This is a genomic window from Globicatella sanguinis NBRC 15551 (assembly GCF_001552295.1).
In the GTDB taxonomy this organism is placed as follows: domain Bacteria; phylum Bacillota; class Bacilli; order Lactobacillales; family Aerococcaceae; genus Globicatella; species Globicatella sanguinis.
In genome coordinates this window covers 1-24,578 of the sequence record NZ_BCQX01000007.1, presented here as the reverse complement: position 1 = coordinate 24,578, position 24,578 = coordinate 1, and the positions used below count along the sequence as shown (strand labels likewise).

At 34.4% G+C, this 24,578-nt stretch carries 24 protein-coding genes; 22 read left to right on the top strand and 2 right to left on the bottom strand.

Translation table 11 applies throughout. The features are described 5' to 3' along the window. Both GSA01S_RS01205 and lepB read left to right on the top strand, forming a co-directional pair. Positions 1 to 1,455, top strand: coding sequence for a S41 family peptidase (locus GSA01S_RS01205; RefSeq protein WP_066123996.1), 1,455 nt, complete (start codon positions 1 to 3; stop codon positions 1,453 to 1,455). After that, positions 1,455 to 2,045 (top strand): signal peptidase I, encoded by a 591-nt coding sequence (gene lepB / locus GSA01S_RS01200; protein ID WP_066123993.1) that lies wholly within the window; start codon positions 1,455 to 1,457, stop codon positions 2,043 to 2,045. Before GSA01S_RS01205 ends, lepB begins: the two co-directional genes overlap by 1 nt. 403 nt (positions 2,046 to 2,448) lie before the next feature. On the opposite strand, the gene GSA01S_RS01195 is transcribed toward lepB, so the two are convergent. After that, a complete protein-coding gene (locus GSA01S_RS01195; RefSeq protein ID WP_066123991.1) occupies positions 2,449 to 3,822 on the bottom strand; it encodes an Mbeg1-like protein in 1,374 nt (457 codons plus the stop codon). Between the two features lie 215 nt (positions 3,823 to 4,037). Here GSA01S_RS01195 and rpsB point away from each other — a divergent pair, with 215 nt between their 5' ends. The 20 genes from rpsB to GSA01S_RS01095 all read left to right on the top strand — a co-directional run bounded on the left by rpsB (position 4,038) and on the right by GSA01S_RS01095 (position 23,392). Further along, positions 4,038 to 4,820, top strand: a complete 783-nt coding sequence (gene rpsB / locus GSA01S_RS01190; protein WP_066123988.1) for a 30S ribosomal protein S2 — start codon at positions 4,038 to 4,040, stop codon at positions 4,818 to 4,820. 117 nt (positions 4,821 to 4,937) lie between these two features. Beyond that, on the top strand, positions 4,938 to 5,819 hold the full coding sequence (tsf, locus tag GSA01S_RS01185) for a translation elongation factor Ts (protein ID WP_066123985.1): 882 nt from the start codon (positions 4,938 to 4,940) through the stop codon (positions 5,817 to 5,819). Between the two features lie 217 nt (positions 5,820 to 6,036). Beyond that, a complete protein-coding gene (gene pyrH / locus GSA01S_RS01180; RefSeq protein ID WP_066123982.1) occupies positions 6,037 to 6,762 on the top strand; it encodes a UMP kinase in 726 nt (241 codons plus the stop codon). 399 nt (positions 6,763 to 7,161) lie between these two features. Continuing rightward, positions 7,162 to 8,076, top strand: a complete 915-nt coding sequence (gene xerC, locus GSA01S_RS01175; RefSeq protein ID WP_066123978.1) for a tyrosine recombinase XerC — start codon at positions 7,162 to 7,164, stop codon at positions 8,074 to 8,076. Next, positions 8,077 to 8,601 carry an HslVU peptidase proteolytic subunit gene (gene hslV / locus GSA01S_RS01170; protein ID WP_066123976.1) on the top strand — a complete coding sequence of 175 codons (525 nt, stop codon included), beginning with the start codon at positions 8,077 to 8,079 and terminating at the stop codon, positions 8,599 to 8,601. Positions 8,602 to 8,614: 13 nt separating this feature from the next. Next, positions 8,615 to 10,018: an ATP-dependent protease ATPase subunit HslU gene (gene hslU / locus GSA01S_RS01165; protein ID WP_066123974.1), complete on the top strand. Its 1,404-nt coding sequence runs from the start codon at positions 8,615 to 8,617 to the stop codon at positions 10,016 to 10,018. A 23-nt stretch (positions 10,019 to 10,041) separates the two neighbouring features. After that, a complete protein-coding gene (locus tag GSA01S_RS01160; protein WP_066123971.1) occupies positions 10,042 to 10,938 on the top strand; it encodes an aldose 1-epimerase family protein in 897 nt (298 codons plus the stop codon). A 662-nt stretch (positions 10,939 to 11,600) separates the two neighbouring features. Next, positions 11,601 to 12,404, top strand: a complete 804-nt coding sequence (locus GSA01S_RS01155) for a Cof-type HAD-IIB family hydrolase (RefSeq protein ID WP_066123968.1) — start codon at positions 11,601 to 11,603, stop codon at positions 12,402 to 12,404. A gap of 367 nt (positions 12,405 to 12,771) precedes the next feature. After that, complete coding sequence (gene alaS, locus GSA01S_RS01150; protein ID WP_066123966.1) at positions 12,772 to 15,429, top strand: alanine--tRNA ligase; 2,658 nt, start codon at positions 12,772 to 12,774, stop codon at positions 15,427 to 15,429. A gap of 525 nt (positions 15,430 to 15,954) precedes the next feature. After that, positions 15,955 to 16,221 carry an IreB family regulatory phosphoprotein gene (locus GSA01S_RS01145; RefSeq protein WP_066123963.1) on the top strand — a complete coding sequence of 89 codons (267 nt, stop codon included), beginning with the start codon at positions 15,955 to 15,957 and terminating at the stop codon, positions 16,219 to 16,221. Further along, a complete protein-coding gene (gene ruvX / locus GSA01S_RS01140; protein ID WP_066123961.1) occupies positions 16,221 to 16,661 on the top strand; it encodes a Holliday junction resolvase RuvX in 441 nt (146 codons plus the stop codon). The genes GSA01S_RS01145 and ruvX overlap by 1 nt, the downstream gene beginning before the upstream one ends. Before the next feature lie 14 nt (positions 16,662 to 16,675). Further along, complete coding sequence (locus tag GSA01S_RS01135; RefSeq protein WP_066123959.1) at positions 16,676 to 16,978, top strand: DUF1292 domain-containing protein; 303 nt, start codon at positions 16,676 to 16,678, stop codon at positions 16,976 to 16,978. A gap of 230 nt (positions 16,979 to 17,208) precedes the next feature. Further along, positions 17,209 to 18,468 carry an endolytic transglycosylase MltG gene (mltG, locus tag GSA01S_RS01130; RefSeq protein WP_083513133.1) on the top strand — a complete coding sequence of 420 codons (1,260 nt, stop codon included), beginning with the start codon at positions 17,209 to 17,211 and terminating at the stop codon, positions 18,466 to 18,468. Between the two features lie 118 nt (positions 18,469 to 18,586). Then, positions 18,587 to 19,210, top strand: a complete 624-nt coding sequence (udk, locus tag GSA01S_RS01125) for a uridine kinase (protein ID WP_066123955.1) — start codon at positions 18,587 to 18,589, stop codon at positions 19,208 to 19,210. 72 nt (positions 19,211 to 19,282) lie between these two features. Then, complete coding sequence (gene greA / locus GSA01S_RS01120; RefSeq protein WP_066123950.1) at positions 19,283 to 19,762, top strand: transcription elongation factor GreA; 480 nt, start codon at positions 19,283 to 19,285, stop codon at positions 19,760 to 19,762. 135 nt (positions 19,763 to 19,897) lie between these two features. Next, complete coding sequence (liaF, locus tag GSA01S_RS01115; protein WP_066123947.1) at positions 19,898 to 20,644, top strand: cell wall-active antibiotics response protein LiaF; 747 nt, start codon at positions 19,898 to 19,900, stop codon at positions 20,642 to 20,644. Beyond that, a complete protein-coding gene (locus tag GSA01S_RS01110; protein WP_066123944.1) occupies positions 20,641 to 21,699 on the top strand; it encodes a sensor histidine kinase in 1,059 nt (352 codons plus the stop codon). The genes liaF and GSA01S_RS01110 overlap by 4 nt, the downstream gene beginning before the upstream one ends. Positions 21,700 to 21,707: 8 nt before the next feature. Next, positions 21,708 to 22,343, top strand: coding sequence for a response regulator transcription factor (locus tag GSA01S_RS01105; protein WP_066123941.1), 636 nt, complete (start codon positions 21,708 to 21,710; stop codon positions 22,341 to 22,343). A 140-nt stretch (positions 22,344 to 22,483) separates the two neighbouring features. Then, on the top strand, positions 22,484 to 22,771 hold the full coding sequence (locus tag GSA01S_RS01100; RefSeq protein ID WP_245631238.1) for a HesB/YadR/YfhF family protein: 288 nt from the start codon (positions 22,484 to 22,486) through the stop codon (positions 22,769 to 22,771). A gap of 18 nt (positions 22,772 to 22,789) precedes the next feature. Beyond that, positions 22,790 to 23,392, top strand: a complete 603-nt coding sequence (locus GSA01S_RS01095) for an ECF transporter S component (protein WP_066123935.1) — start codon at positions 22,790 to 22,792, stop codon at positions 23,390 to 23,392. A 66-nt stretch (positions 23,393 to 23,458) separates the two neighbouring features. Here the strand turns inward: GSA01S_RS01095 and GSA01S_RS01090 are convergent, their stop codons facing one another. Next, entirely contained in the window at positions 23,459 to 24,445 is a 987-nt protein-coding gene (locus GSA01S_RS01090; RefSeq protein WP_066123932.1) for an aspartate-semialdehyde dehydrogenase, read from the bottom strand. Positions 24,446 to 24,578: the final 133 nt, after the last annotated feature.

Below are 24,578 nucleotides of genomic sequence, written 5' to 3'. Positions count from 1 at the left end.
ATGTCATTGTTAAAAAAACTAACACTACATTCAACAGCTACCTTATTATTGTTAGCTACAATGAATCCGACGACAATGGTCATCGCTGAGACGAAGACAGAAGAGGAAACAACAGTAGCAGAAACAACTGTTGAAGTAGATGAGTCGCCATTAGAAGATGAGGATTTTAAGCTCATAGAAGATGTCTACAATAGTATCTTAGATAATTATATTGAAGATGTGAATAAAGAAGTGCTCTTACAAGGCGCTTTGGATGGAATGGTCCGTTCATTAGGTGATCCTTATTCAGAGTACTTGGACAGTGATGAATCGGCACAATTTGACGAAACAATTGAAGGTTCCTTTACAGGAATTGGGGTTCAAATTATGACTCAAAATGGCTTAGTAACCATTATTAGTCCAATTGCGGATACTCCAGCAGATAAAGCTGGCTTAAGAGCCAATGATATTATTTTGGAAGCCGATGGTGTTTCGTTAACCGATATGAATTCGAATGAAGTGGTTAAACATATTCGAGGTGAAATTGGTACCAAAGTTAATCTTAAAATTCAAAGAGGATCCAGTACTTTTGAAGTAGAAGTAGAACGTGCAGAAATCCCTTTAATTTCAGTAGAAAGTAAACTTGATGAGAATGAACCGACAATTGGTTATGTTCAAATTACTCAATTTGCCAGCACCACTGCCGATGAAATCGAAGAAGCCGTGAGTCAATTGCGCAAAGATGGAGCGAAACGCTTTATTTTCGACTTACGTAATAATCCTGGAGGATTATTAGATCAGGCGATTATTATTTCCAATATGTTTCTTAAAGACGGTGATATCATTGTTCAAATGCAAGAACAAGATAAAGAGCCGATTGCTTATGCAGCTAATGATAAAGCATATGGTAAATTCCAAATTGACGAACCGTATGTGGTATTAATTAATGAAGGAAGTGCATCCGCAAGTGAGATTTTATCGGCTGCCATTTCTGAAAATACCGATAATCCTTTAGTAGGTATGACAACCTTTGGTAAAGGAACGGCTCAAAATATAACGAATCAGTCTGATTTTGGGGAATTAAAATTAACGGTTGCTAAATGGTTAACGCCATCTGGTATGTGGATTCACAAGACAGGTATTACCCCTAAAGTTGAAGTGGAAAACGAGCCATTAGCTAATTCTATTTCACTAAATGCTAAAGAAGAAGTGAAAGAAGGCGATGCCTCCGATTATACCAAAACAGCTATTTTAATTTTAAAAGCATTAGGTTATGAAATTAATTCCGATTATCTCTTTGAAGAATCAGTGACCCAAGCGGTTAAAGCATTCCAAGAGAAAAATAATTTGGAAGCCGATGGTATTATTACTGGTGATACGGCTAATTTACTGAATAATGAAGCGAGAGAATATTTAAATAATCATGATGTTCAATATGATAAAGCATTGGAAACACTGTTACAGGTAACGGAATAATGCGAGTAGTGCGTTCACTTTTTAATGAATTCATTAACCTCTTATTTTCCATTACCATCGCAGTAGTCTTGTTTTTGATTATTAAAAGTTATCTCGTTCAGCCTTTTCAAGTTGAAGGTCATTCAATGGATTTAACCTTAAAAGATGGAAGTCAAATGCTTTTATTAAAGCAAACCAAAATTGATCGTTTTGATATTGTGGTGTTTCCCGATCCAATGGGTTCAGGACAATCGTATGTCAAACGCTTAATTGGCTTACCCGGAGACAGTCTTTATGTAAAAGATGATGTTTTGTATATAAATAATCAGCCCATTGCGGAACCATACTTAGAGCCTTTAAAATCGCAAACGGAAGGATTTTTTACGCAAGATTTTAGCTTATGGGATACCATAGGAGAAGAAGTAATACCTGAAGGATATTATTTTGTATTGGGGGATAATCGACCGGCTTCTGGTGACAGTCGCCAATTTGGTTTAGTCCCGATTGAGTCTATTCAAGGTGAAACGTCGATTGTTTATTTTCCTTTTAATCAAATAAAAAAACTCGATCATTATCAATTAGATGCATCAGGCCAAGTGGTTGTTAAGTAATGAATAAAATAAGCTGAATGCTTTTTCAAAGTATCTTAGATGTAAGTGTAAGATACCGTGATGAATAAGCATTCAGCTTTTTATGTGAATTGAGTAGAAAGAATTGTTTGTTTAATAATCGTATTAGTTCTGGCTCTTTGTCAAATGGTATGGATAAATAGAAATGACTCTGTTCACCTACACCAAAAAGTATAGAGCCTTAGTTCTTCAAACTAGTTACATCTGAAGTCTTATTGTGCCGTGCCGGACTTAGATAAAACATCCGTCCGGTTGTTTTTATAATTTAGTGAAATAAATTTACCATTGTAAATGAAGTAATCAATCCATTATTCGTATCGATTTTTATACTTATTCAAAATATAACCCGATTTGTATAAGCATAAACGATCATTTGGCTAGAATGTTAATTTTTATTTTGATTGAAATTTTCTAGCCAATCGGCAAAGGCATCAATATTTAGTTTTGAAGATATCCGATGGCTAATACCATCGACTGGATTAAGAGACAATTTAGACGGAAGTTTATCGCTCAATTGTTCCAAATGAGTTAATTTTAAAGATTGCGGTAATTTTTCACTTATTTGATCGAGATTGAAAGTGTCACGCGTTTTATCTGATAGATTTTCAAAAAAATAAGAAACATCAGTACGAATAGAATAAATTTTTTCTTTTTGATATTGATGATAATTTTCCTTCAATATCGCTAATAATTGATTGCCGATGGTCATGAATTGTTCTTTTTTCTCGTTATCGATATCAGCTTTTACAAGGTTAACTTTTTTGATGAAGTCTAAAAGGTCTTTGGAAATATCATTTAATGTTTTTGCACCAGCTAATTCCAGTAATTGAAAACCAAAATCAAAGAATGTCGCTAATTCGGTCGCACTGTACTGATCGCACCACTGCTTTAAGGTCCGGTCAATAATATTACTCGCATCAGTCGTTTGCGTCGTTCTTTCAATTTGAGTATCTTGGATACGCCAATGCATAATATCATGTTGAAAAACACTAATATGATTACTTTTTACAATAATAGGTTTGATGTTATGAAACATCATCTTACCTACAACCGAATCTTCCGGAATATAGCGATAAATATAAGGCTTTAACGCTTGGTATTCGGGAAGGTGAATTTGATTAGCGGTTAGACCTGGACTGTCAAATAAGTATAAATGCAGCAATCTTGTTTCGATGACTTGCTGAGGTAATGATAGACCCGCTATTAGTGCAAGATTCCCACCCTTAGAGTGACCACTTATGATTAATCGCTCATCCGCTACCTCATGGATGATCGATGAGATGTATTTTTTCGCTTCGAATTGAGAAGGAATATCTTCTTCATAGGCTAATTTAAAATCTTCTTTCCATCCTACTAAAGTATCATCGGTACCTCGATAGGAAACCAATAGTTGATTACCGGGTAAACGATACGTTAAAGCACAAAATTGCTTATTATTTTTCTCACTGAAATGATTAACAAAATTAAAAACTGATATGTCTTGGTACCGCGGTGCCTCGGCAACTTTCTCAAATAATTTATAGCGTTTTTCAGTCGCTAAAATGGCATTTTCAATATGATGTAATTTAGAATTTAATTGATATTCTTTAAATAAATCATTGAGCATTTTAGGGTTTTGATAATTATTTTGCGGTGATAAATACAAATCAAAAGGTAGATAAGTTAACTCATTAATGATTAAAATATCCACTTCATTTAAATTGTCAGGTGTGAGTGCGATTTCTTTCACTTGATCGATATAATGAAATAAAGTTGACATAGGGGACCTCCTTTGAATCAGCTAGCATAATTTTATCGTAATTATCGATAAAACGCAATTTTAGCTTGCATTCTTAATAGGAATCATGTAAAATGAGAAACGGTGTTAAACCAATTCACACGAATTCTGGATGATGAACCAGGTGCTTAGGGATAAGTTGGTTCATTAGATGACAGATTCGGAGGATATCAAAAACCAAATGGAGGAATTTTATTATGGCAGTTATTTCTATGAAACAATTGTTAGAAGCTGGTGTACACTTTGGTCACCAAACACGTCGTTGGAACCCTAAAATGAAACGCTACATCTTTACTGAGCGTAATGGTATTTATATCATTGACTTACAAAAAACAGTAAAATTAGTAGACGAAGCATATAACTATATGCGCGAAGCTAGTGCTGATGGAAATGTAGTTTTATTTGTAGGTACTAAAAAACAAGCACAACAAGCGGTTGAAGAAGCAGCCGTTAAATCAGGTCAATACTATATTAATCACCGTTGGTTAGGTGGATTATTAACTAACTGGGATACGATTCAAGGCCGTATTCGTCGCTTAAAAGAAATCGAAAAAATGGCTGAAGATGGAACTTTTGAAGTTTTACCTAAAAAAGAAGTTGGGGAAATCTTAAAAGAACAAGAACGTCTTGAAAAATTCTTAGGTGGTATTAAAGATATGCCAAGAATTCCAGATGTAATCTTCATCGTGGATCCTCGTAAAGAACGTATTGCTGTTCAAGAAGCTCATAAATTAAATATTCCAATCGTGGCGATGGTCGATACAAACTGTGATCCAGATGAAATCGATGTTGTTATCCCATCAAACGATGATGCAATTCGTGCAATTAAATTAATTACTAACGCTATGGCAGATGCAATTATTGAATCAAACCAAGGTGAAATTGCAAACGAAGCGACAGAAGAAACAACTGATACAGAATTCTTTGATAATTTATTTGATAACAAAGAAGAATCTGTTGAAGAAGAAAGTGCTGAATAATCACTTTTTGAAATAATGTTTTTATCCATCTTAATTCAGGCATAAACCATAGGCTTAGTGAGCTGGGACCTGTGTTAAGATGGTTTATTTATAAATATCATTAGGAGGATATATTAAATGGCAGAAATTACAGCTAAATTAGTTAAAGAATTACGTGACATGACCGGTGTCGGAATGATGGATGCTAAAAAAGCATTAGTTGCAGTTGAAGGAGATATGGATAAAGCTGTTGACTTTTTACGTGAAAAAGGATTAGCTTCAGCAGGTAAAAAAGCTGACCGTATTGCTGCAGAAGGAACTACAGCATTCTATGAAGATGGTAATACAGCTGCTTTAATCGAAGTAAACGCTGAAACAGACTTCGTAACACGTAACGAGCAATTCAAAGAATTAGTTGCAACTTTAGCTGAAACAATTGCTAAAGCACAACCAGCAGACTTAGAAGCTGCTTTAGCTTTAGACGTAAACGGTGAAACTGTTGAAAACTTAATTATCAATGCAATTAACACAATCGGTGAAAAAATTTCATTACGTCGTTTTGAAATTTACACAAAAACTGATAACGATGCATTTGGTACTTATGTCCATACTGATGGTAGTATCGGTGTCTTAACATTAATCGAAGGTACAACAGATGAAGCAGTAGCAAAAGATATTGCAATGCATATTGCTGCTATGAATCCTAAATATGTAAGCCGTGAGGATGTATCTGATGAAGATTATGCTCACGAAGAAAAAATTCAAACTGAAATTGCTTTAAACGAAGGTAAACCAGCTGAAATCGTTGAAAAAATGATTAAAGGTCGTATGAACAAATACTTAGCTGAAATTAGTTTAACTGAGCAACCATTTGTTAAAGATGGCGATCAAACTGTTGGTCAATACGCTTCAGCAAAAGGCGGTAAAGTAGTTAAATTCACTCGTTTCTTAGTGGGTGAAGGTATGGAAAAACGCCAAGAAAACTTTGCTGACGAAGTAGCAGCACAAATGAAAAAATAATTAATATAACAGTTGGGGCCTGGTAAAAAGTGTACACTTTCTTGCCAAGCCTCATTGTTTAAATAAGATACTTATCGGTTGATTCAATGAATGGAATTTCGATGTTAACGGATTCAACCTTTGCTATTTATGCGGAGTGTACTTAAGATTGAAAGGGACAATGTTCAGTTTATAAACCGTTTTTTTTTTTAGGTATCGATGGAAGGAGAATATTAACATGACACAGGAGCCAAAATATAAACGTGTTGTATTAAAATTATCGGGCGAAGCAATCGCTGGAGAAAAAGGGTTTGGCATCAATCCCTTAGTAATTAAAGAAATGGTCGCTGAAATAAAAGACGTTTATGAATTAGGTGTTGAAATTGCTATCGTAGTCGGTGGCGGTAATATTTGGCGTGGAAACATTGGTTCGGAAATGGGCATGGATCGCGCACAAGCAGATTATATGGGGATGTTAGCCACTGTGATGAACGCATTAGCATTACAAGATGTTTTAGAAAATAATGACGTACCAACACGTGTACAAACCTCAATTGAAATGCGCCAAATTGCTGAACCTTATATTCGTCGTCGTGCAATGCGTCATTTAGAGAAAAAACGTGTCGTTATCTTTGCTGGTGGAACTGGGAATCCTTATTTCACTACTGATACAACGGCTGCTTTACGTGCAGCTGAAATTGAAGCGGATGTTATTTTAATGGCGAAAAACAATGTAGACGGTGTTTATAATGCTGATCCACGTGAAGATGCTACAGCAACTAAATATGATAATTTAACGCATTTAGAAGTGATTTCTAAAGGATTAAAAGTGATGGACTCGACAGCAAGCTCATTAAGTATGGATAATGACATTCCATTGGTGGTCTTTAATTTAAATGAACCAGGTAATATCCGTCGTGTAGTATTAGGTGAAAACATCGGTACTACTGTCAGAGGAAAATAATTTAATCGATAAATAAATTAAGAGAAACTATTTAACGAAAATCGTTGATGATGATAGTTTCTCTTTTTATTATGGACAAAATTTTAGTATGATAGTAGAAAGTATTGGTATAAAGAAGCCGTAGGATGTCATCATATTGCGGTTGTAAGAGCAGTTATGCTGATGCATTTTATAGTGGCGTACTATCGGTTGATTACAACATTTCTTAACTAGCGTTCAAAAAAACTGATTCAGATTAAGAAATGGGTAAAAATTTAAACAAACCTATCTTTTTTCAGCTTAGTAAAATAATAAAGTTTTGCTATCATCATGAAGTGATAAAAAATTTAATCGGACTTTGGTATCATGGAAATTTGACTATATTTGATGTATAATATAATGAGTGTTAGGAGGGGTAGCGTGCAAACTTATATTGAAAATTTTTTATCTTATTTACTAAACGAGCGCCGTTATTCTGAGAATACGATTATTTCTTATCAAAAAGACTTAAATGAACTGTATCAATTTCTCGATAGTAGCGGATCAACCAAAGTTTCTGAAGTCACTTATCAAGATATGCGTTATTATTTAGCTTTTCTAAATGAACAGCAATATCGTCCTGCTAGTATTTCTAGAAAATTATCAAGTGCACGTTCTTTTTTTAATTATTTGGTATTAGAAGATGTATTAGAAAGTCATCCGCTTGATTTGATACATTATAGAGCTAAAGATCAGCGTTTACCGGAATTTTTTTATGAAGAAGAAATTAATAAATTGATTGAGACTGCTTATCAAATGGAAACTGATACGCGAATAAGAGATGCTGCCATTATTGAATTACTCTATAGTTCAGGATTACGAGTAAGTGAGTTATGCGATTTAAAAGTATCTCAAGTTAATGTCGCTGTACAGTTAGTTCGGGTCATCGGAAAAGGGAATAAAGAACGAATAGTCCCCTTAGGTGATAAGGCGTTAAAGGCGATTAAAGAATATCAAGCAACCTGGCGCCAAGAACATCATCGTGATCCGAGCGTACATCAATTATTTATTAATCAAAAAGGACAACCGTTAAAGCCAAATCAAATTAGGAAGATTTTAAGTGAGATTAATCAAGCGGCTGGTTTAAATGCGGCGATATATCCTCATAAAATTAGACATACTTTCGCTACACATTTATTGAATAATGGAGCGGATTTAAGAAGTGTTCAGGAAATGTTAGGCCATGAAAATTTAAGAACAACCCAAATATATACGCATTTAAGTACGGATAAGATGAGACAAGCCTATTTAAACGCTCATCCAAGAGCCAGAAGAAAGACAAAGGAGAACGAATAAATGACAACAATTTGTGCAGTTAAAAAGAATAATCAATTAGCAATGGCTGGTGACGGCCAAGTTACGATGGGTGAAAAAGTCATTATGAAATCATCGGCTCGTAAATTACGACGTATCTATCATAATGAGGTGGTGATTGGGTTCGCCGGAGGCGTTGCGGATGCGATTACTCTGTCTGAAATGTTTGAAGAAAAACTAGAAGCACATCAAGGACAATTGACTAGAGCAGCAGTAGAAGTCGCTAAACAATGGCGAACAGATCGTGGTTTACAAAAGTTAGAAGCATTACTCATTGTTATGAATAAAGAAACCATGCTATTGGTCAGTGGAACTGGAGAAGTTATCGAACCGGATGATGGCGTGTTAACGATTGGTTCAGGTGGAAATTTTGCATTAGCTGCAGCGCGGGCCTTAGTAAGACACGACAATGATTTATCAGCGAAAGAAATTGCTTATGAAGCATTAAAAATTGCTGGGGAAATTGATATCTTTACTAATGATCAAATTATTGTAGAAGAAGCATAGAAGAGGTGGCTATATGAAAGATTTAACTCCAAAAGAAGTAGTAAATGAATTAAATAAATATATTATCGGACAAGATGAAGCAAAAAGAGCGGTAGCAGTCGCGCTAAGAAATCGTGTACGTCGTTTAAAATTAGATGATGAGATGAAACATGAAGTAAAACCCAAAAATTTATTAATGATTGGACCAACCGGTGTGGGTAAAACAGAAATTGCTCGTCGATTAGCAACCATTACTCAAGCGCCATTTATTAAAGTGGAAGCGACTAAATATACTGAAGTTGGCTATGTCGGACGCGATGTTGAATCAATGGTGCGTGATTTAGTAGAAAATAGTATTCGCCTTGTAAAAGCACAGGAACACGAAGCGGTTCACGATAAAGCCGAAGCCAAAGCGATTGAAAGAATTGCGAAAGCATTAAGACCAGGTCAAAAAGTAGAAAAAAAGGCCAATAATACGACACCAAATTTAGGCATGTTTGGGGAGATGTTTAAAGCAATGCAACCCCCCCAAACGGATGAAGAACCGGAAGAAATTGTAAGTGATGAAGTAGCCAGTTCACGTCGTCAAATTAGACAACAAATCCGTGATGGTTTATTAGATAATCATGAAGTCACCATCAAACTTGAAGAAAAGAAAATGCAATTAACAAGCTTAAATCCTGCCATGGAACAAATGATGGATATGCAAGAAAGTTTAAATGCCTTAAAACCTAAAAAGAAAATTGAACGCACCGTTACAGTAAAAGAAGCGGTAGCCTTATTAACGGAGGAAGAAGCAGATCGCTTAGTTAACTTGGATGATATTCAACAAAAAGCATTAAAATTAGCAGAAGAAAACGGGATTATTTTTATTGATGAGATGGATAAAATTGCCACCAAAAATCAAAATTCCGGTGAAGTCAGCCGACAAGGAGTTCAAAGGGATATTTTGCCAATCGTTGAAGGGAGTCAAGTTCAAACCAAATATGGCATCATTAATACCGACCATATTTTATTTGTTGGAAGTGGGGCTTTTCATGTATCAAAACCATCTGATTTAATTCCAGAACTACAAGGTCGTTTCCCAATTCGTGTTAATTTACATGATTTAACTAAAGAAGACTTTATCAGAATTTTAAGTGAACCTAAAAATGCTCTAATTAAACAATATGAAGCTTTAATTGCTACTGAAGGAGTAAATATTTCTTTCGATGAAGGAGCAATTAATAAAATGGCAGAATATGCCGTCTTATTAAATCAAAATACCGATAATATTGGTGCAAGACGTCTACATACTATTTTAGAAACAGTATTAGAGGAATTATTATTCGAATCGGCTGATATGCAAATGGGTGAAATATTAATTAATGAAAAATATGTTACTCAAAAATTAGAAAAAATAGTTGAAAATCGCGATTTAAGCCATTATATTTTATAGTAGAACAAATGGAGTGTGAGAAGATGATTATTTTAAAGAATGACCGTTTAACTGTAAAAATTAGTGAATTAGGTGCTGAATTGCGTTCGGTCATTGATAATGAGTCAAACTATGAATTTATGTGGCAAGGCGACAAGCGTTATTGGAATGGGACCGCACCGGTTTTATTTCCGATTGTAGGTGAATTAAAAAACAATCAATATCAATATCAAGGCAAGACTTACGAATTATCTCGTCATGGTTTTGCTCGTAGAATGACCTTTCAAACGCAAGCTGTTACAGATAATTCAGCAACATTCTATTTAAAAAGTAATGACGAAACATTAAAAGTTTATCCGTTTGAATTTAGTTTTCAAATTACTTATATTTTATTTGAAGACAAAGTATCGGTTAGCTATGAAGTCCTCAATCCTTCTACTAACCAAGTGCTATATTATAGCGTGGGAGGGCATCCAGCATTTAATGTTAGCCATCACCGTCCAAAAACGGGTCAACCCGAGTTTATCGACGTCAGTTATACATTCGAACCGGCTGGTAGCTATTTAAATATACCATTAGTTAATGGTTCAGCTGATTTAGATAAGGCAAAATATATTAATGTTAATAACAATCCCATTTTACATAAAACATTTAAGCGCGATGCCCAAATCTTTTTATTAGCTAAAGATACTAAAGTTGTTTTGAATGATCCAAATAACGAAGTCAAAATCACCATGAATCCTAATCAACTAAATTTAGTGGGCATTTGGTCTTCTTATCCTAAAAAAGGTGGTTTTGTCTGTATCGAACCTTGGGCTGGTTTAGCAGATACAACCAATAGTACGGGAGAATTGACTGATAAATATGCAATTAATAAATTAAATCCTAGCAGTATCAAAACGCATGATTATACGTTAACATTTGAAAAAGGTAATCGCTAGTTTTGCAGGTTAATCAAGGCATTGTATAACGTTTATTTGATTTATTTGAAAGATTGGGCTAAAAAACATAAATATGCCGTTTGGTTCCATGTGATTATTTTTTAGCGCAGTAGTTGAGGTTATCTCAAACGGCATCTTAATAACTAGTTTGACACGTATTCAATATACGGGGGTGGGCAGATGAAGTGAAAATCATCCAATTTTTCTACTTCTTGCCCACTCCCAATCTTTTTCTCTATATAGGTTCAATAGTGAGCCCATGTGAATACCACAATTAATGAGAGCACGTTTTTGCCTAAAATTATGGCGTTGTGAGCTGCATAAAAGTCAAAACTTGTAGTGGGCGTCATCGTGATATGTTTTGATCGCGTAAAAGTCAATATTGCGTCATCGTGATACGTTGTAATTTTGTCATATCTAAAACTTGTAATTCTTGTTATCGTGATATGTTGTAATTTATATCACACTTTAGTCTTGCAAGGAGCATCAGACTTAAACGACATTATTTTCTTAGTACTAAGATAAGCCCTTGCAGTTTACACAAAAATAAAACTTCATCATGGAGGCTTATTTTTACAAAAAAGGGTAAGGTTTTGCTTTTGTTTACCTTTTTGGCATAATTGGGTATAATAAAGTGGCAAATTGTACTAAAGGAGCGTATTATGGATTACAGATTTTTAATTTTAGACATCGACGGCACTTTATTAACCAGTACCAATCAACTAACTGAAGCGACGCGTGATAAATTAATGTTATTACAAAAGAAAGGCTATATTTTAGTATTAGCTAGTGGTCGTCCTACAGCTTCAATGTTAAAAACGGCCAAAGATTTACATTTAGATGCGAACGAATCGTATATTATTTCATTTAATGGTGCCGTTATTACGCGTATGAGTGATGAAAAGGAACTTTATAATAAGCGTCTAGAAGTTTCAGAACAAAAAGACATCATTGAGTATTTACAGAAAAACAATTTATCGGTCATCGCTTACGATAAAGATTCGATTGTTGTTGATAAAGAACGTGAAAATTCGGATGTTGAAGCTTATTTAACAAAGTTACCAATGCGTTATGATGCGGAATATATTGCTAATATTGACACACCACAATTAAAATTTATCGGTGTAGGTAAACCAGAAGATGTGGCGCGTTGTGACCAAGAATTACAAGGTAAATTTGGGCAACATACTTATGCTACTACTTCATTACCATTTTTTATTGAGTTTATGCATAAAGAAGTTAATAAAGGAACCGCGATTGAAACATTAGTAGAGCACTTAGGCTATACAACTGAAAATGTTGTAGCTTGTGGTGATGGTAATAATGATGCAGCGATGATTGAAATAGCAGGAGTAGGGGTTGCGATGGGCAATGCTACCGACTATTTGAAGTCATTAGCTGATGAAATTACTTTATCTAATGATGAAGACGGCTTAATTCCGATTATTGATAAATATTTCCCTTAATATTAACTAGCTTAAATCAATCTATTGGGAAACCTTAATGAAATTATTTTTAACAGTCAAAATAGAAACAATCCAACAAAAAGACTCTTTTTGTTTGTTTGAATAAGGCTTGACATAGCAGGCTTTAGTCAACTATAATGTAGAAGACAAAGGACATATTAATTTGTGCTTAAAGAGAGATATCGTCAGGTGAAAGATATCATTCAAATTAATGCTACCTCATGTTTTTACTAATTGAAAAATTAGCGTAAATTCTGCGTTAAAGAATAAGAAAGAGATAATGATGAATCGTTATAAGCAAGGTGGTACCGCGATAAAACGCCCTTGTATATAACGGTTCTTTTTATATTTTTAAGGAGAGAACAGCATGAAAAAAATAACAAGCAATCAAATTCGTCAAATGTATTTAGATTTCTTTGCTGAAAAAGGACACGAAATTCGTCCGAGTGTTTCATTAATCCCTGTCAATGACCCAACATTATTATGGATTAACTCAGGTGTGGCGACACTAAAAAAATATTTTGATGGAACCGAAGTCCCTTCCAATCCACGGATTGCCAACTCACAAAAATGTATCCGTACCAATGATATTGAAAATGTGGGTTATACTGCACGTCACCACACTTTATTTGAAATGTTAGGTAATTGGTCAATCGGAGATTATTTTAAAGAAGAAGCCATTGCGATGGCATGGGAATTTTTAACTTCGGAAAAATGGTTAAATTTTGAACCAGAAAAATTATATATGACTTATTATCCAGATGATAAAGAAACCCCTGAGATTTGGAAGCAACAACCAGGTTTTATTGCGGATCATCTAGTACCGGTTGAAGATAATTTTTGGGATATTGGAGCGGGTCCTTGTGGTCCTGATACAGAAATTTTTTATGACCGTGGTGAAGCCTACAATAATCTAGCGGCTGATGACCCTGAAAATTATCCAGGTGGAGAAAATGAACGCTGGTTAGAAATTTGGAATTTAGTATTCTCTGAATTTAACCATTTACCAGATGATACTTACCAACCATTACCAAATAAAAACGTCGATACGGGTATGGGATTAGAGCGGATGGCTTCGGTTATTCAAGATGTTCCAACAAATTTTGAAACCGACTTATTCATACCAATTATTGATGCGATAGCGAAGTTAACGGATGGCATTAAATATGAAAGTGCTGGCGATAAGCAAGTAAGTTTTAAAGTGATTGCGGATCATATTCGTGCAGTAACGTTTGCTATTAGTGATGGGGCTTTACCATCCAACGAAGGTCGCGGTTATATTTTACGTCGTTTAATCCGTCGTAGCGTGATGCATGGGCGTAAATTAGGAATCACGAATAAATTCTTATCAAAATTAGTCCCAATTATCGTGGAAATAATGGGTGATTATTATCAAGAGTTAAATCAAAATATGGAATTTGTTCAAAAAGTAATCTTAAATGAAGAAGAACGTTTCCATGAAACGATTGAAGAAGGTGAAAAGCACTTATTAGATATCATTGAAACAGCTCGACAAAACAATGAAACAGAAATTTCAGGACCACAAGCATTCCAATTATATGATACTTTCGGGTTCCCATTAGAATTAACGGAAGAATTAGCGGCTGATAATCAATTTACAGTTGATACTGCAGGTTTTTCAGTAGAAATGGAAGCTCAACGTGAACGTGCCCGTGCAGCTCGTTCAAATGAGGAAAGTATGAGTGTACAAACAGATGTCTTCCGTAATATCGAATCTGAATTTGAATTTGTTGGTTATACACAATTATCTAGCAACGCTACGATTAAAGCCATCGTACAAGATAATAAACGCATTGATCAATTACCAAAAGAAAGTCAAGGATGGGTTATCTTCAATCGTAGTCCGTTTTACGCTGAGATGGGTGGCCAAATTGCTGATAAAGGTTATATTTTTGATGGTGAAGAAATTTTAGGTGAAGTCTTAAATGTTAAAAAAGCTCCTAATGGTCAGTTTATGCATTTAATTCAAACGAAAGCTCTACCTTTGAATGAGGAGCAATCTTATACTTTAGCTGTAGATCGTCAACATCGTATCAATACTAATAAGAATCATACCGCAACGCATTTATTACATAAAGCAATTAAAGATGTGTTAGGCAGTCATGCTAATCAAGCTGGTTCTTATGTTGGACCAGATCGTCTACGTTTTGACTTCTCTCATTTTGGTAAAGTGACGGAAGAGGAATTGGTTCTCATTGAGCAACATGTTAACCAAAACATTCAAGCGGCTATCGATGTGGACATTAGTGAGATGCCAATCGATGAGGCTAAAGCTTTAGGTGCTATGGCATTATTTGGTGAAAAATATGGTAATATTGTACGCGTCGTCAATATTGGTAATTCTTCTATTGAATTATGTGGTGGTACTCATGTATCAAATACTCAAGAAATTGGGACATTTAAATTATTATCTGAATCAGGGATTGGGGCTGGTATTCGTCGTATCGAAGCGATCACAGCAGGTGCAGCGATTCGTTATTACCAAGATCAAGAACAGTTATTAAATGATGTTCAAGAGGCATTAAAAGTATCGCAAGCGAGTCAATTACTTAACCGCATCGAACAAATTCAACAAGAATTAAAAGATGCTCACAGTAAAATAGAGTCACTTAATAGCAAATTATTACAGCAAGGCGCGGATGACATCTTTAACGATGTGTCGACCATTGGTGAATATCAAGTAATTAAAGCTAATCTAGATGGCCAAGACATGGACGCTTTAAGACAATTAGGGGATGTTTGGCGTCAAAAAGCAGTTTCAGATGTCTTAGTCTTAGTATCCAAAGTGGCTGAAGATAAAGTCAATATGATGGTCTTTGTGTCTGACGAAGCGGTTCAAAGTGGTCTTAAAGCAGGTAATTTAATTAAACCATTAGCTAAAATTGTTGGCGGTGGCGGTGGCGGACGTCCTCAAATGGCTCAAGCGGGAGGTAAACAACCCGACCAAATTCCAAACTTAATGGAACAAATCCCAACACTATTAGCCGAAGTGATTGAATCGTAAGAGGCAAATGCCAGCTCAATGAAATAGTTTATGCTCCATAAGAGACTGTAAATAGAAACTTAATGGATTAATACCATGATTAAAAGAGTAGTGAAGGATAATCGAGGATTGTGCTTGCTACTCTTTTTTTAGTCAATGGCCATAATGAGATAATCGCTTGATTTTCGCAACGTTTGTCTGGAAGGTCGTAAGTTCTATTGTATTAAAATTAGTCTTTAAAATACAGGTTACTATCATCCAAGCACTGCAATGAGTATTAATGCACAATCACTTGAATGAATTAATCATTTTTTGTGCAGACTTTTAAATTGATTGAAACATAAAATCAAATAGTTAGCAATTAAGATTGAATTTATGATAAGATAGCATTGTAATAACACACAGAGTGGGAGAGAATTGCTGTTTTTTAGAGAAAAAGCCCAAAAATTTCACTCTTTTTACGATAATTCTTGTACAATTTAATTATAATTGTCAAAAATTAAAAAAATGGTGTATAATATTAACAATGAAAGGGATGGTGAAATTATGCAAACTTTAGACGAAACAATTATGTTTAAATTAGATGATTTAAATAAAAAGACTGTTCGTGAGACACTTGAGCAAGTATATGCTGCTTTAGAAGAAAAAGGGTATGACCCGATTAATCAAATCGTTGGATTCTTACTATCTGGAGACCCAGCCTATATTCCGCGTCATAATGATGCTCGAAATTTAATTCGACGTCATGAACGTGATGAGATTTTAGAGAAAGTATTGACTTATTACATTACCCATCAAGATAAAGAATTATAATGGCAAAATATAAACGAACTATGGGACTAGATGTTGGCAGTCATACTGTAGGAATTGCGGTTAGTGATTTATTGGGATGGACTGCTCAAGGTTTAGAAACTATTAGAATCGATGAAACCAGTGGCGATTTTGGTTATTCAAGAATAATGAGTCTGATTAGAGAATATGATGTCGACACCGTTGTGATTGGATTACCCAAAAATATGAACAATACTGAAGGACCACGGGTGGAAGCGAGTCGTACCTATGGCGACAGATTGAAAGATTTAATGCCAGAAATCAAGATTGAGTTTCAAGATGAACGTTTAACTACTAGCCAAGCTGAAAGAATGTTAATCGATGAGGGGAATGTTTCAAGAAAGAAACGTAAACAAGTCATTGATAAGTTGGCGGCAGTGATTATTTTGCAAAATTATTTAGATAAAAAGAGTAAATTATAAAGGAGCAATTATTTATGCCACATACACACGATCATCATGAACACGATGAAAATGAGTATATTACGATTATTGATGAAGAGGGAAATGAATCTTTATACGAGATTTTATTTACTTTTGATTCTGATGACTACGGTAAAAGTTATGTATTAGTTTATCCTGCAGGGGCATCAGACGATGAAGATATTGAATTACAAGCATTTTCATATGTTGAGCAAGAAGATGGCACTTCTGGTGCATTAGGTCCAATTGAAACGGATGCTGAATGGGATATGGTTGAGGAAGTCTTAAATACATTCTTAGCCGAAGAAGATGAGTAATAGTTTTTAATAACTTTAGTGCAATCATTGAATTTATAAATAGTTAATCAAAATTATTTTTAATCAACTATGATGGAGTAGAGTCTAATCCAATTTTTATCACTAAAATTGGGTTCTCTGCTCCTTTTAGCATTTATATCAATATATAACATCAATTTGTAACTATTTATTAATAGCTATCATTTTCAAAATTTGATATAATTTTTAAAAAGCCTTGTAGGAGGTACTAAGTGGGTAAGATAGATTGGAAAAAATTGAGAGAAGAAGCTAAAAAACGTGAAACTCTTAGTTTAAAAGAAGAAAAATGGACAAATCGAATTGTAAAATTCATCATATTAGGGATTACAATCGCCTTACTCTTAACGATGGGTGGGTTTTATTGGTATTATTCTCAATCATTAAAACCAGTAAACCCTGATAATAGTGAAAAGGTAGAAGTGACAGTCCCTATCGGCAGTTCAAGTTCAGATATTGCTAATTTATTAAAGGAAAATAACTTAATTAAAAATGCTGAGATTTTTAGATTTTATATGAGATCCAAAAACTTATCTGACTTACAAGCTGGAACTTATGAATTCAGTCAAACTATGGATGCTGATCAAATCATCGAGCAAATAAAAGCGGGTGGTAAACCGATTTTCGTGGATGCAGATAAAAAGATTACAATCATAGAAGGAATGCAAGTTAAAGACATTGCAAAATTAGTATCTGAAAATACTTCCATCACGGAAGAAGATTTTCTAAAAACAGTCAATGATGAAACCTTTATCGATAGTTTAATCACCAAATTCCCTTCATTGATGGAAGGGATTAAGGACCATGAAGGGGTGCGTTATATTTTAGAAGGATATTTATATCCAGCTACTTATGATTATATAGCCGGTATGAGTGCCGATGAATTAATTACTAAAATGGTTGAAACGGCGAATTTACGTTTCCAAGAAGTACGCGAACAAGTGGACGTTCATTGGATGACCTATCATCAAATTTTAACGCTAGCTTCGATTGTTGAACGAGAGGGCGTAACGGATGATGATCGGGCGATGATTGCCGGGGTATTCTTTAACCGTTTGGAAGCAGGGATGCCGATTCAAAGTGATATTACCGTACTCTATGCTTTAGATACGCATAAGGAATTTGTAACGATTGAGGATACGCAGGTAGATTCACCGTATAATCTTTACTTGTATAATGGATTGACTCCAGGGCCGATTAATTCACCAAGTATGTCAGCGATACAAGCCGTGCTCAATCCAGCATGGAATGATTATTATTACTTTGTGGCGGATTTAGATACCGGTGATATTTATTATTCTTCCACCATTGAAGAGCATGATGCCTTAGTTGAAGAATATGTGAATAAGCGTCAAGAATCGATAGAACGGGCGCAAAGTGAGAATGAAAATGAAGCAGAAACACCAGAAACTACTACATTATCACCTGAAAATGAAGAAACTATGCCAGAAGTAGTTGACGAATCATCAGAATAATGGTTTAATGTTAGTGTTATAAGCAAATACGGTTAAAATTTAGTTATATTTTAACTTGAAGGTTGGTCGAGAAATCTCGCCAACCTTCCTTTATATTTTAATTGGGGGTAATTCAATAATGTCCAAGAGACCAATTGTCATTGGTGTAGCGGGTGCGTCAGGTAGTGGGAAGTCCAGTGTTAGTAAACGCATTTTAGAAATATTTTCAGAAATGTCGATACTCGTTTTGCAACAAGATTTTTATTATAAAGATCAAACACATTTACCATTCGAGGAAAGATTAAAGACTAATTACGATCACCCATTAGCATTTGATAACGATCTGTTTATCGAACATCTAGAAAAACTAATGAAGGGTGAAACAATCGATAAACCGGTTTATGATTTTGCAAACCACACCAGAAGTACGGAAACAATTCATCAAGAGCCAAGAGATGTAATTATTGTTGAAGGCATCTTGATCTTGGATGATAAAAGAGTAAGAGATTTATTAGATATTAAAATTTATGTTGATACTGATAGTGATATTTGCTTAGCTCGTCGAATTTTACGCGATATTAATGAGCGTGGCAGAACCGTTGATTCAGTGATTAATCAATATGTTGAAGTGGTTAAACCCATGTTCCATCAATTTGTTGAGCCCACTAAACGTTATGCCGATATCATTATTCCAGAAGGCGGTTATAACCAAGTGGCCATCGATTTATTAGCCACCAAGGTTAGATCTATTTTAGAAAATTAAATTTACAAACATGTAGGAACGTGTTATGATAACACTAAATTTTGACATTAAGTTGTATTAGGAGGAGACAGATTGGAAGAAAAAGTATTTCCAATGACACATGAAGGGAAAGCTAAATTAGAAGCTGAACTGGAAGAGTTAAAAGTAGTAAAAAGAAAAGAAATTATCGAACGTATTAAAATCGCTAGAAGTTTTGGTGATTTATCTGAAAACTCAGAATATGAGTCTGCTAAAGATGAACAAGCATTCGTCGAAGGACGTATTTCAACTTTAGAAAATATGATTCGTTTTGCAGAAATTATTGATGATAAAGATGTAGCTGATGATGTTGTGACTTTAGGACGTGCCGTTACATTTATTGAATTACCAGACGGAGAAGAAGAAACTTATACTATCGTGGGGAGTGCCGAAGCAGATCCATTAGAAGCTAAAATTTCCAATGAATCACCTATTGCAGTTGCTTTATTAGGAACCAAAGTGAATGATACGGTAACAGTGGAAACACCTGGTGGCTCATTTGACGTAAAAGTAGTAAAAGTTTCAAAAAAATAGTAGTTATTTAAGAAGTGAAGGATGCTGTTTTTATCGAATAGTATGCTTCACTTTTTTTATTTTCCGACTAAAGTCTATTGAGTCTTTTACCAAATTAATGGATAATAAACTTGTATAATATAATGGAGGTGCACTATGCGTAAATGGTTGAAAAAATATATTTGGATATTTGTGGCCATCTCATTAGCGCTAGTTGCTTTTGATTTATTTAGTAATATTCGCAATTTTCTATTTTTTATAGGTGCGATTGCGTTAATGGTTGGCTCTTTTTTTATTTCAGTAGGTATTAAACGAAATATATTATTCTTTTTAGGATTATTTATTTTAAGTAATGTTTTAATTGATTCATATGCTTTTTTAGGCTTTATGCTAATCGTTTTATTATTATTAGCCATTTTTCAAACGAAAGAAGGAAATGAAATAATTTGGTTTCGTGAATCATACATTTATCCTTTTAAAAACAATAAAGCTTATGTCGGTGTTAAAGTTGTCAGACCTCAGATTGAACAACGTAGTTTAGTCTATAAAAAATCAATTGTTAAACAATATGAAGAAAAAGAAATATTTGAGTGGGATGATATTAATATTGTGGCGCTTGGAGGAGATTCGATTATTGATTTGGGACGAACCATCTTACCGGAAGGAGAAAATGTGGTGGTTATTCGTAAATTATTCGGACGGACACGAGTCATTGTGCCTCACGAAATAGCGTTGAAAATGAATATCAGTTTAATCAACGGACGAGTTATTTACGAACAAGATGAATTTTCTTTGTTAAACGATAGTTTTTTATGGGAAAGTCCAGATTACCAAAAAAATAATCGTAAACTTAAAATTATGATTTCTTCAGTTTTTGGAGACGTGGAGGTCATTCGCTTATGACATTACGTTTATGGTTTAAATTATTTATCTCTCATTTTTTGATTTTGATGACAACAGTGATCTTGTTATTGTTAATTTTAATTGAAGGTATGCAAGTCATAGAGTGGTCGGTATTAACCTATAATATTTTTTGGAACTTTAATTTATGGGGAGTTATTTTTAGCTTTATATTTATTGTTTCAATGTTTTGCTCATTTGTGTATTCGATTGGTTTGAGTGAACCCTATGAAAATATCCACGCGAAAATCAATTGGTTAATATTAGGCAAATATCAACACCCAGCATTTTCAACTGAGAAAAAAACACCTAATTGGTATGAACCTTATAAAGTAGTTGATGAAGATATTCGAACGTTAAGAGATAAAATAGTCCAAATTTCAACAGATTTACAAGAATTTTCAGCGGCGCCTACCTTTGTTGGTACCGAAACTAAAGAAGAAATTATCGAACAGGAACGTCAGCGAATAGCGCGTGAATTACATGATTCAGTAAGTCAACAGTTATTTGCCTCAATGATGATGTTATCAGCCATTAACGAAACGAGTGCTAAAGAAATGCCACAACCCACGCAAAAACAATTAGCCAAAGTTGAGGAAATTATTAATAATGCCCAAACTGAAATGCGAGCATTATTACTTCATTTAAGACCGATTGAACTATCCGATAAATCACTAAAAGAAGGAATTACTCAGTTATTAAAAGAGTTAAAACCTAAAATCCCTCAAGTTGTTTACTGGGAATTAGATGAGATTCGCTTAGAAAGTGGCATTGAAGATCATTTATTTCGAATTGTTCAAGAAGCGATATCCAATACCTTAAGACATGCACGAGCAACCAAATTCGAGGTTTATTTACATGAAATAGATGACAATGTGCAATTAAAAATCATCGATGACGGTAAAGGATTTGATACTAAAGCCAATCAAAAAGTTGGCAGCTATGGTTTGACCAATATGCGTGAGAGAATCGCAAGTCTTGGGGGCATCATTCAAATTAACAGTCTACCAAATCAGGGGACTGTCATTGATATTAAAATACCAATTAACAGAAAGTAGGGAAATGTATGATACGAGTTTTAGTAGTAGATGATCATGAAATGGTGCGCTTAGGAGTGACATCTTATTTAATGGTTCAACCCGATATAGAAGTAGTAGCCGAAGCAGAAAATGGTCTACAAGGATACCAAAAAGCGCTAGAATTGAAACCCGATATTATTTTAATGGATTTAGTGATGGATGTCATGGACGGCATTGAAGCTACTAAAAAAATTGTGGCTGAATGGCCGGAGGCGAAAATTATTATTGTGACCTCTTTTCTGGATGATGAAAAAGTATTTCCAGCTATGGAAAGTGGAGCCAGTGGTTATTTACTCAAAACCTCCTCTGCGAATGAAATAGCAGATGCGATTCGTGCTACATACCAAGGGGATACTGTGATCGAAAAAGAAGTTTCAGATAAAATATTAGATAAACAACATTATGATAGTCTACCTAAACCGCATGATCAACTTACCAGTCGTGAATATGAAGTCTTATTATTAATTGGTGAAGGGTATTCCAATCAAGAAATCGCCGATGAATTGTTTATTACCCTAAAAACAGTTAAAACCCATGTTAGCAATATCTTATCAAAATTAGAAGTAGAAGACCGGACCCAAGCAACCATTTATGCTTTTAAACATAATTTAATCGAACCATAAGCAGGTATTTCATTTTTATAATAATATTTTATATATTATTTTTTGCAAATTAATGTTTTTCGCTACAAAAAGCGCTTTAAAAAGAGTATAATGGAAAATAGTAAATAAAATGTTAAAGGGAGTTATAATCAATGCAAATTATGGTTAATCCAAAAGCTGCCCAATGGTTTAAAGAGGAAGTAGGATTAAATGAAGGATTTGGTATCCGATTTAAAACGAGAATCTATGGCAAAAGTCCAATCAATGATGGTTTTACAATTGGAATTGAACCCGATCAACCTTTAAATCCGATTGCTTCTACAGTAACAGACAACGAAGTGCTTTTCTTTATTGAAGAAAATGATCAATGGTATTTTGAAGGCTATGATTTAATTGTCGATTTTGATGAAAAATTGCAAGAGCCAAAATATGTATATAAAAAAATATAAATTGTAGGATGGGATAAAATGGAAAAAACATATTCAAATTCTAAAACGGGTAATATTGTTAAATTAGGATTATTTTTTGCATTAGTCTTTATTCAAACTTGGGTCCCTTTTTTAGGCAATATTAATACACCTTTATTATCCGTGACGATTGTTCATGTGACCGTGATTGTCGCAACGCTTTGGTTAGGGATTAAAGAAGGCGTTCTAGTTGGAACATTTTGGGGAATTAATAGTTGGTTAAGAGCCTTAATTATGCCCAATTCTTTAATGGCGGCAATGGTATTTAATTCACCGATTATTTCAGTTTTGCCACGATTTTTAATGCCTTTAATTATTGGTGCTATATACTATAATTTAAGCAAAAATCTACAAAATTCGAAGATGGTCCATATCTTATTAGGTGCATTAGGTTCATTACTTAATACAGCCATTGTGTTAGGCTTTATTGGTTTATTTAGAGTCAATGGGGGCATGCAAGCTTTAGGTGCGGACACATCAGCCCATTTATGGAAAGTCTTATGGGGGATTGTTATTTCAAATGGGGTGCCAGAATTTTTATTCTCAGGAATTGTGACACCGCCATTACTAGCGGCCGTTAAATATAGTTCAAGAAGAAAATAATGATATAAAATAATAGCTAGTTGGGAGGTGCTTTGATTAGCATCTCTCCACTAGCTATTTTAATGCTTAAATAAGTTTTTGTTCAATTAAAGATTCGGCAATTTGAATGGTATTAGTCGCAGCTCCTTTTCTTAAATTATCAGCGACGACCCAAAGATTAAGTCCATTAGCAACTGATTCATCTCGGCGAATACGACCAACGAACACCCCATCATGATCCGTTGCTTTTGATTGTAGGGGATAAAGATTATGTTGTGGGTCATCTTGCACGATGACACCGTCTAAATTATTGAAGGCTTGACGAATATCATCTAAAGTGAATGATTGTTCTAACTCAATATTAATTGACACTGCATGTGAAGTGTGAATAGGTACACGCACACAAGTAGCTGTTATTTTTAAGTCTGGTTGTTCTAGAATTTTTTGCGTTTCTTTGATCATTTTGATTTCTTCTTTAGTATAACCATTTTCTAAGAAGGTATCGATATGTGGTAAGACATTATCATTGATTGAATAAGGAAACTTATTGGTCTCATGATTTTCTAAATCACTAATCCCTTCTTTACCAGCACCTGAAACGGCTTGATAAGTTGTATAAACAATCCGTTTGATGCCATAAGGTTTTAAAGCAATTAAAGGCACTACCGATTGGATTGTTGAACAATTAGGATTGGCAATAATTTTACTATCAGCCTTTAATGCTTGCGGATTCACTTCAGGTACTACTAAAGGAACCGTGTCATCCATGCGCCATGCTGAACTATTGTCAATGACGAAGATACCATTTTTGGCCGCAATCGGCGCATATTTTAATGATGTTTCGCCACCAGCTGAAAATAAGGCGATGTCAATAGGAGTCTTTAAAGAGTCCTCTGTTAATTCTTGAATGGTGACAGCTTCACCTTTATAAGTTAGTGTTTTACCTGCTGAACGTTTTGAAGCAAATAAATAGAGTTGATTCACTGGAAAATTTCTTTCTTCCAAGACTTGAATCATTTTGCGTCCAACAACACCCGTCGCACCACATATCGCAACATTATATTTTTTTGTCATGATGATTCCTCCTCTATGCTTTATAAGCATACCGATAATATTAAAAATACTATAAATAGAAAATAAGTCAAGTAAATATTAGAAAATAATTAAAAACATCTATATTCGAGATAACAGTGAAAGTTCTAAAATT

Excerpts from the sequence above, each read along its gene's own strand:
- GSA01S_RS01205 (WP_066123996.1), top strand. The coding sequence starts at position 1 with ATGTCATTGTTAAAAAAACTAACACTACATTCAACAGCTACCTTATTA.
- lepB (WP_066123993.1), top strand. The coding sequence starts at position 1,455 with ATGCGAGTAGTGCGTTCACTTTTTAATGAATTCATTAACCTCTTATTT.
- GSA01S_RS01195 (WP_066123991.1), bottom strand. The coding sequence starts at position 3,822 with ATGTCAACTTTATTTCATTATATCGATCAAGTGAAAGAAATCGCACTC.
- rpsB (WP_066123988.1), top strand. The coding sequence starts at position 4,038 with ATGGCAGTTATTTCTATGAAACAATTGTTAGAAGCTGGTGTACACTTT.
- tsf (WP_066123985.1), top strand. The coding sequence starts at position 4,938 with ATGGCAGAAATTACAGCTAAATTAGTTAAAGAATTACGTGACATGACC.
- pyrH (WP_066123982.1), top strand. The coding sequence starts at position 6,037 with ATGACACAGGAGCCAAAATATAAACGTGTTGTATTAAAATTATCGGGC.
- hslV (WP_066123976.1), top strand. The coding sequence starts at position 8,077 with ATGACAACAATTTGTGCAGTTAAAAAGAATAATCAATTAGCAATGGCT.
- hslU (WP_066123974.1), top strand. The coding sequence starts at position 8,615 with ATGAAAGATTTAACTCCAAAAGAAGTAGTAAATGAATTAAATAAATAT.
- GSA01S_RS01160 (WP_066123971.1), top strand. The coding sequence starts at position 10,042 with ATGATTATTTTAAAGAATGACCGTTTAACTGTAAAAATTAGTGAATTA.
- GSA01S_RS01155 (WP_066123968.1), top strand. The coding sequence starts at position 11,601 with ATGGATTACAGATTTTTAATTTTAGACATCGACGGCACTTTATTAACC.
- alaS (WP_066123966.1), top strand. The coding sequence starts at position 12,772 with ATGAAAAAAATAACAAGCAATCAAATTCGTCAAATGTATTTAGATTTC.
- GSA01S_RS01145 (WP_066123963.1), top strand. The coding sequence starts at position 15,955 with ATGCAAACTTTAGACGAAACAATTATGTTTAAATTAGATGATTTAAAT.
- ruvX (WP_066123961.1), top strand. The coding sequence starts at position 16,221 with ATGGCAAAATATAAACGAACTATGGGACTAGATGTTGGCAGTCATACT.
- GSA01S_RS01135 (WP_066123959.1), top strand. The coding sequence starts at position 16,676 with ATGCCACATACACACGATCATCATGAACACGATGAAAATGAGTATATT.
- udk (WP_066123955.1), top strand. The coding sequence starts at position 18,587 with ATGTCCAAGAGACCAATTGTCATTGGTGTAGCGGGTGCGTCAGGTAGT.
- liaF (WP_066123947.1), top strand. The coding sequence starts at position 19,898 with ATGCGTAAATGGTTGAAAAAATATATTTGGATATTTGTGGCCATCTCA.
- GSA01S_RS01110 (WP_066123944.1), top strand. The coding sequence starts at position 20,641 with ATGACATTACGTTTATGGTTTAAATTATTTATCTCTCATTTTTTGATT.
- GSA01S_RS01105 (WP_066123941.1), top strand. The coding sequence starts at position 21,708 with ATGATACGAGTTTTAGTAGTAGATGATCATGAAATGGTGCGCTTAGGA.
- GSA01S_RS01100 (WP_245631238.1), top strand. The coding sequence starts at position 22,484 with ATGGTTAATCCAAAAGCTGCCCAATGGTTTAAAGAGGAAGTAGGATTA.
- GSA01S_RS01095 (WP_066123935.1), top strand. The coding sequence starts at position 22,790 with ATGGAAAAAACATATTCAAATTCTAAAACGGGTAATATTGTTAAATTA.
- GSA01S_RS01090 (WP_066123932.1), bottom strand. The coding sequence starts at position 24,445 with ATGACAAAAAAATATAATGTTGCGATATGTGGTGCGACGGGTGTTGTT.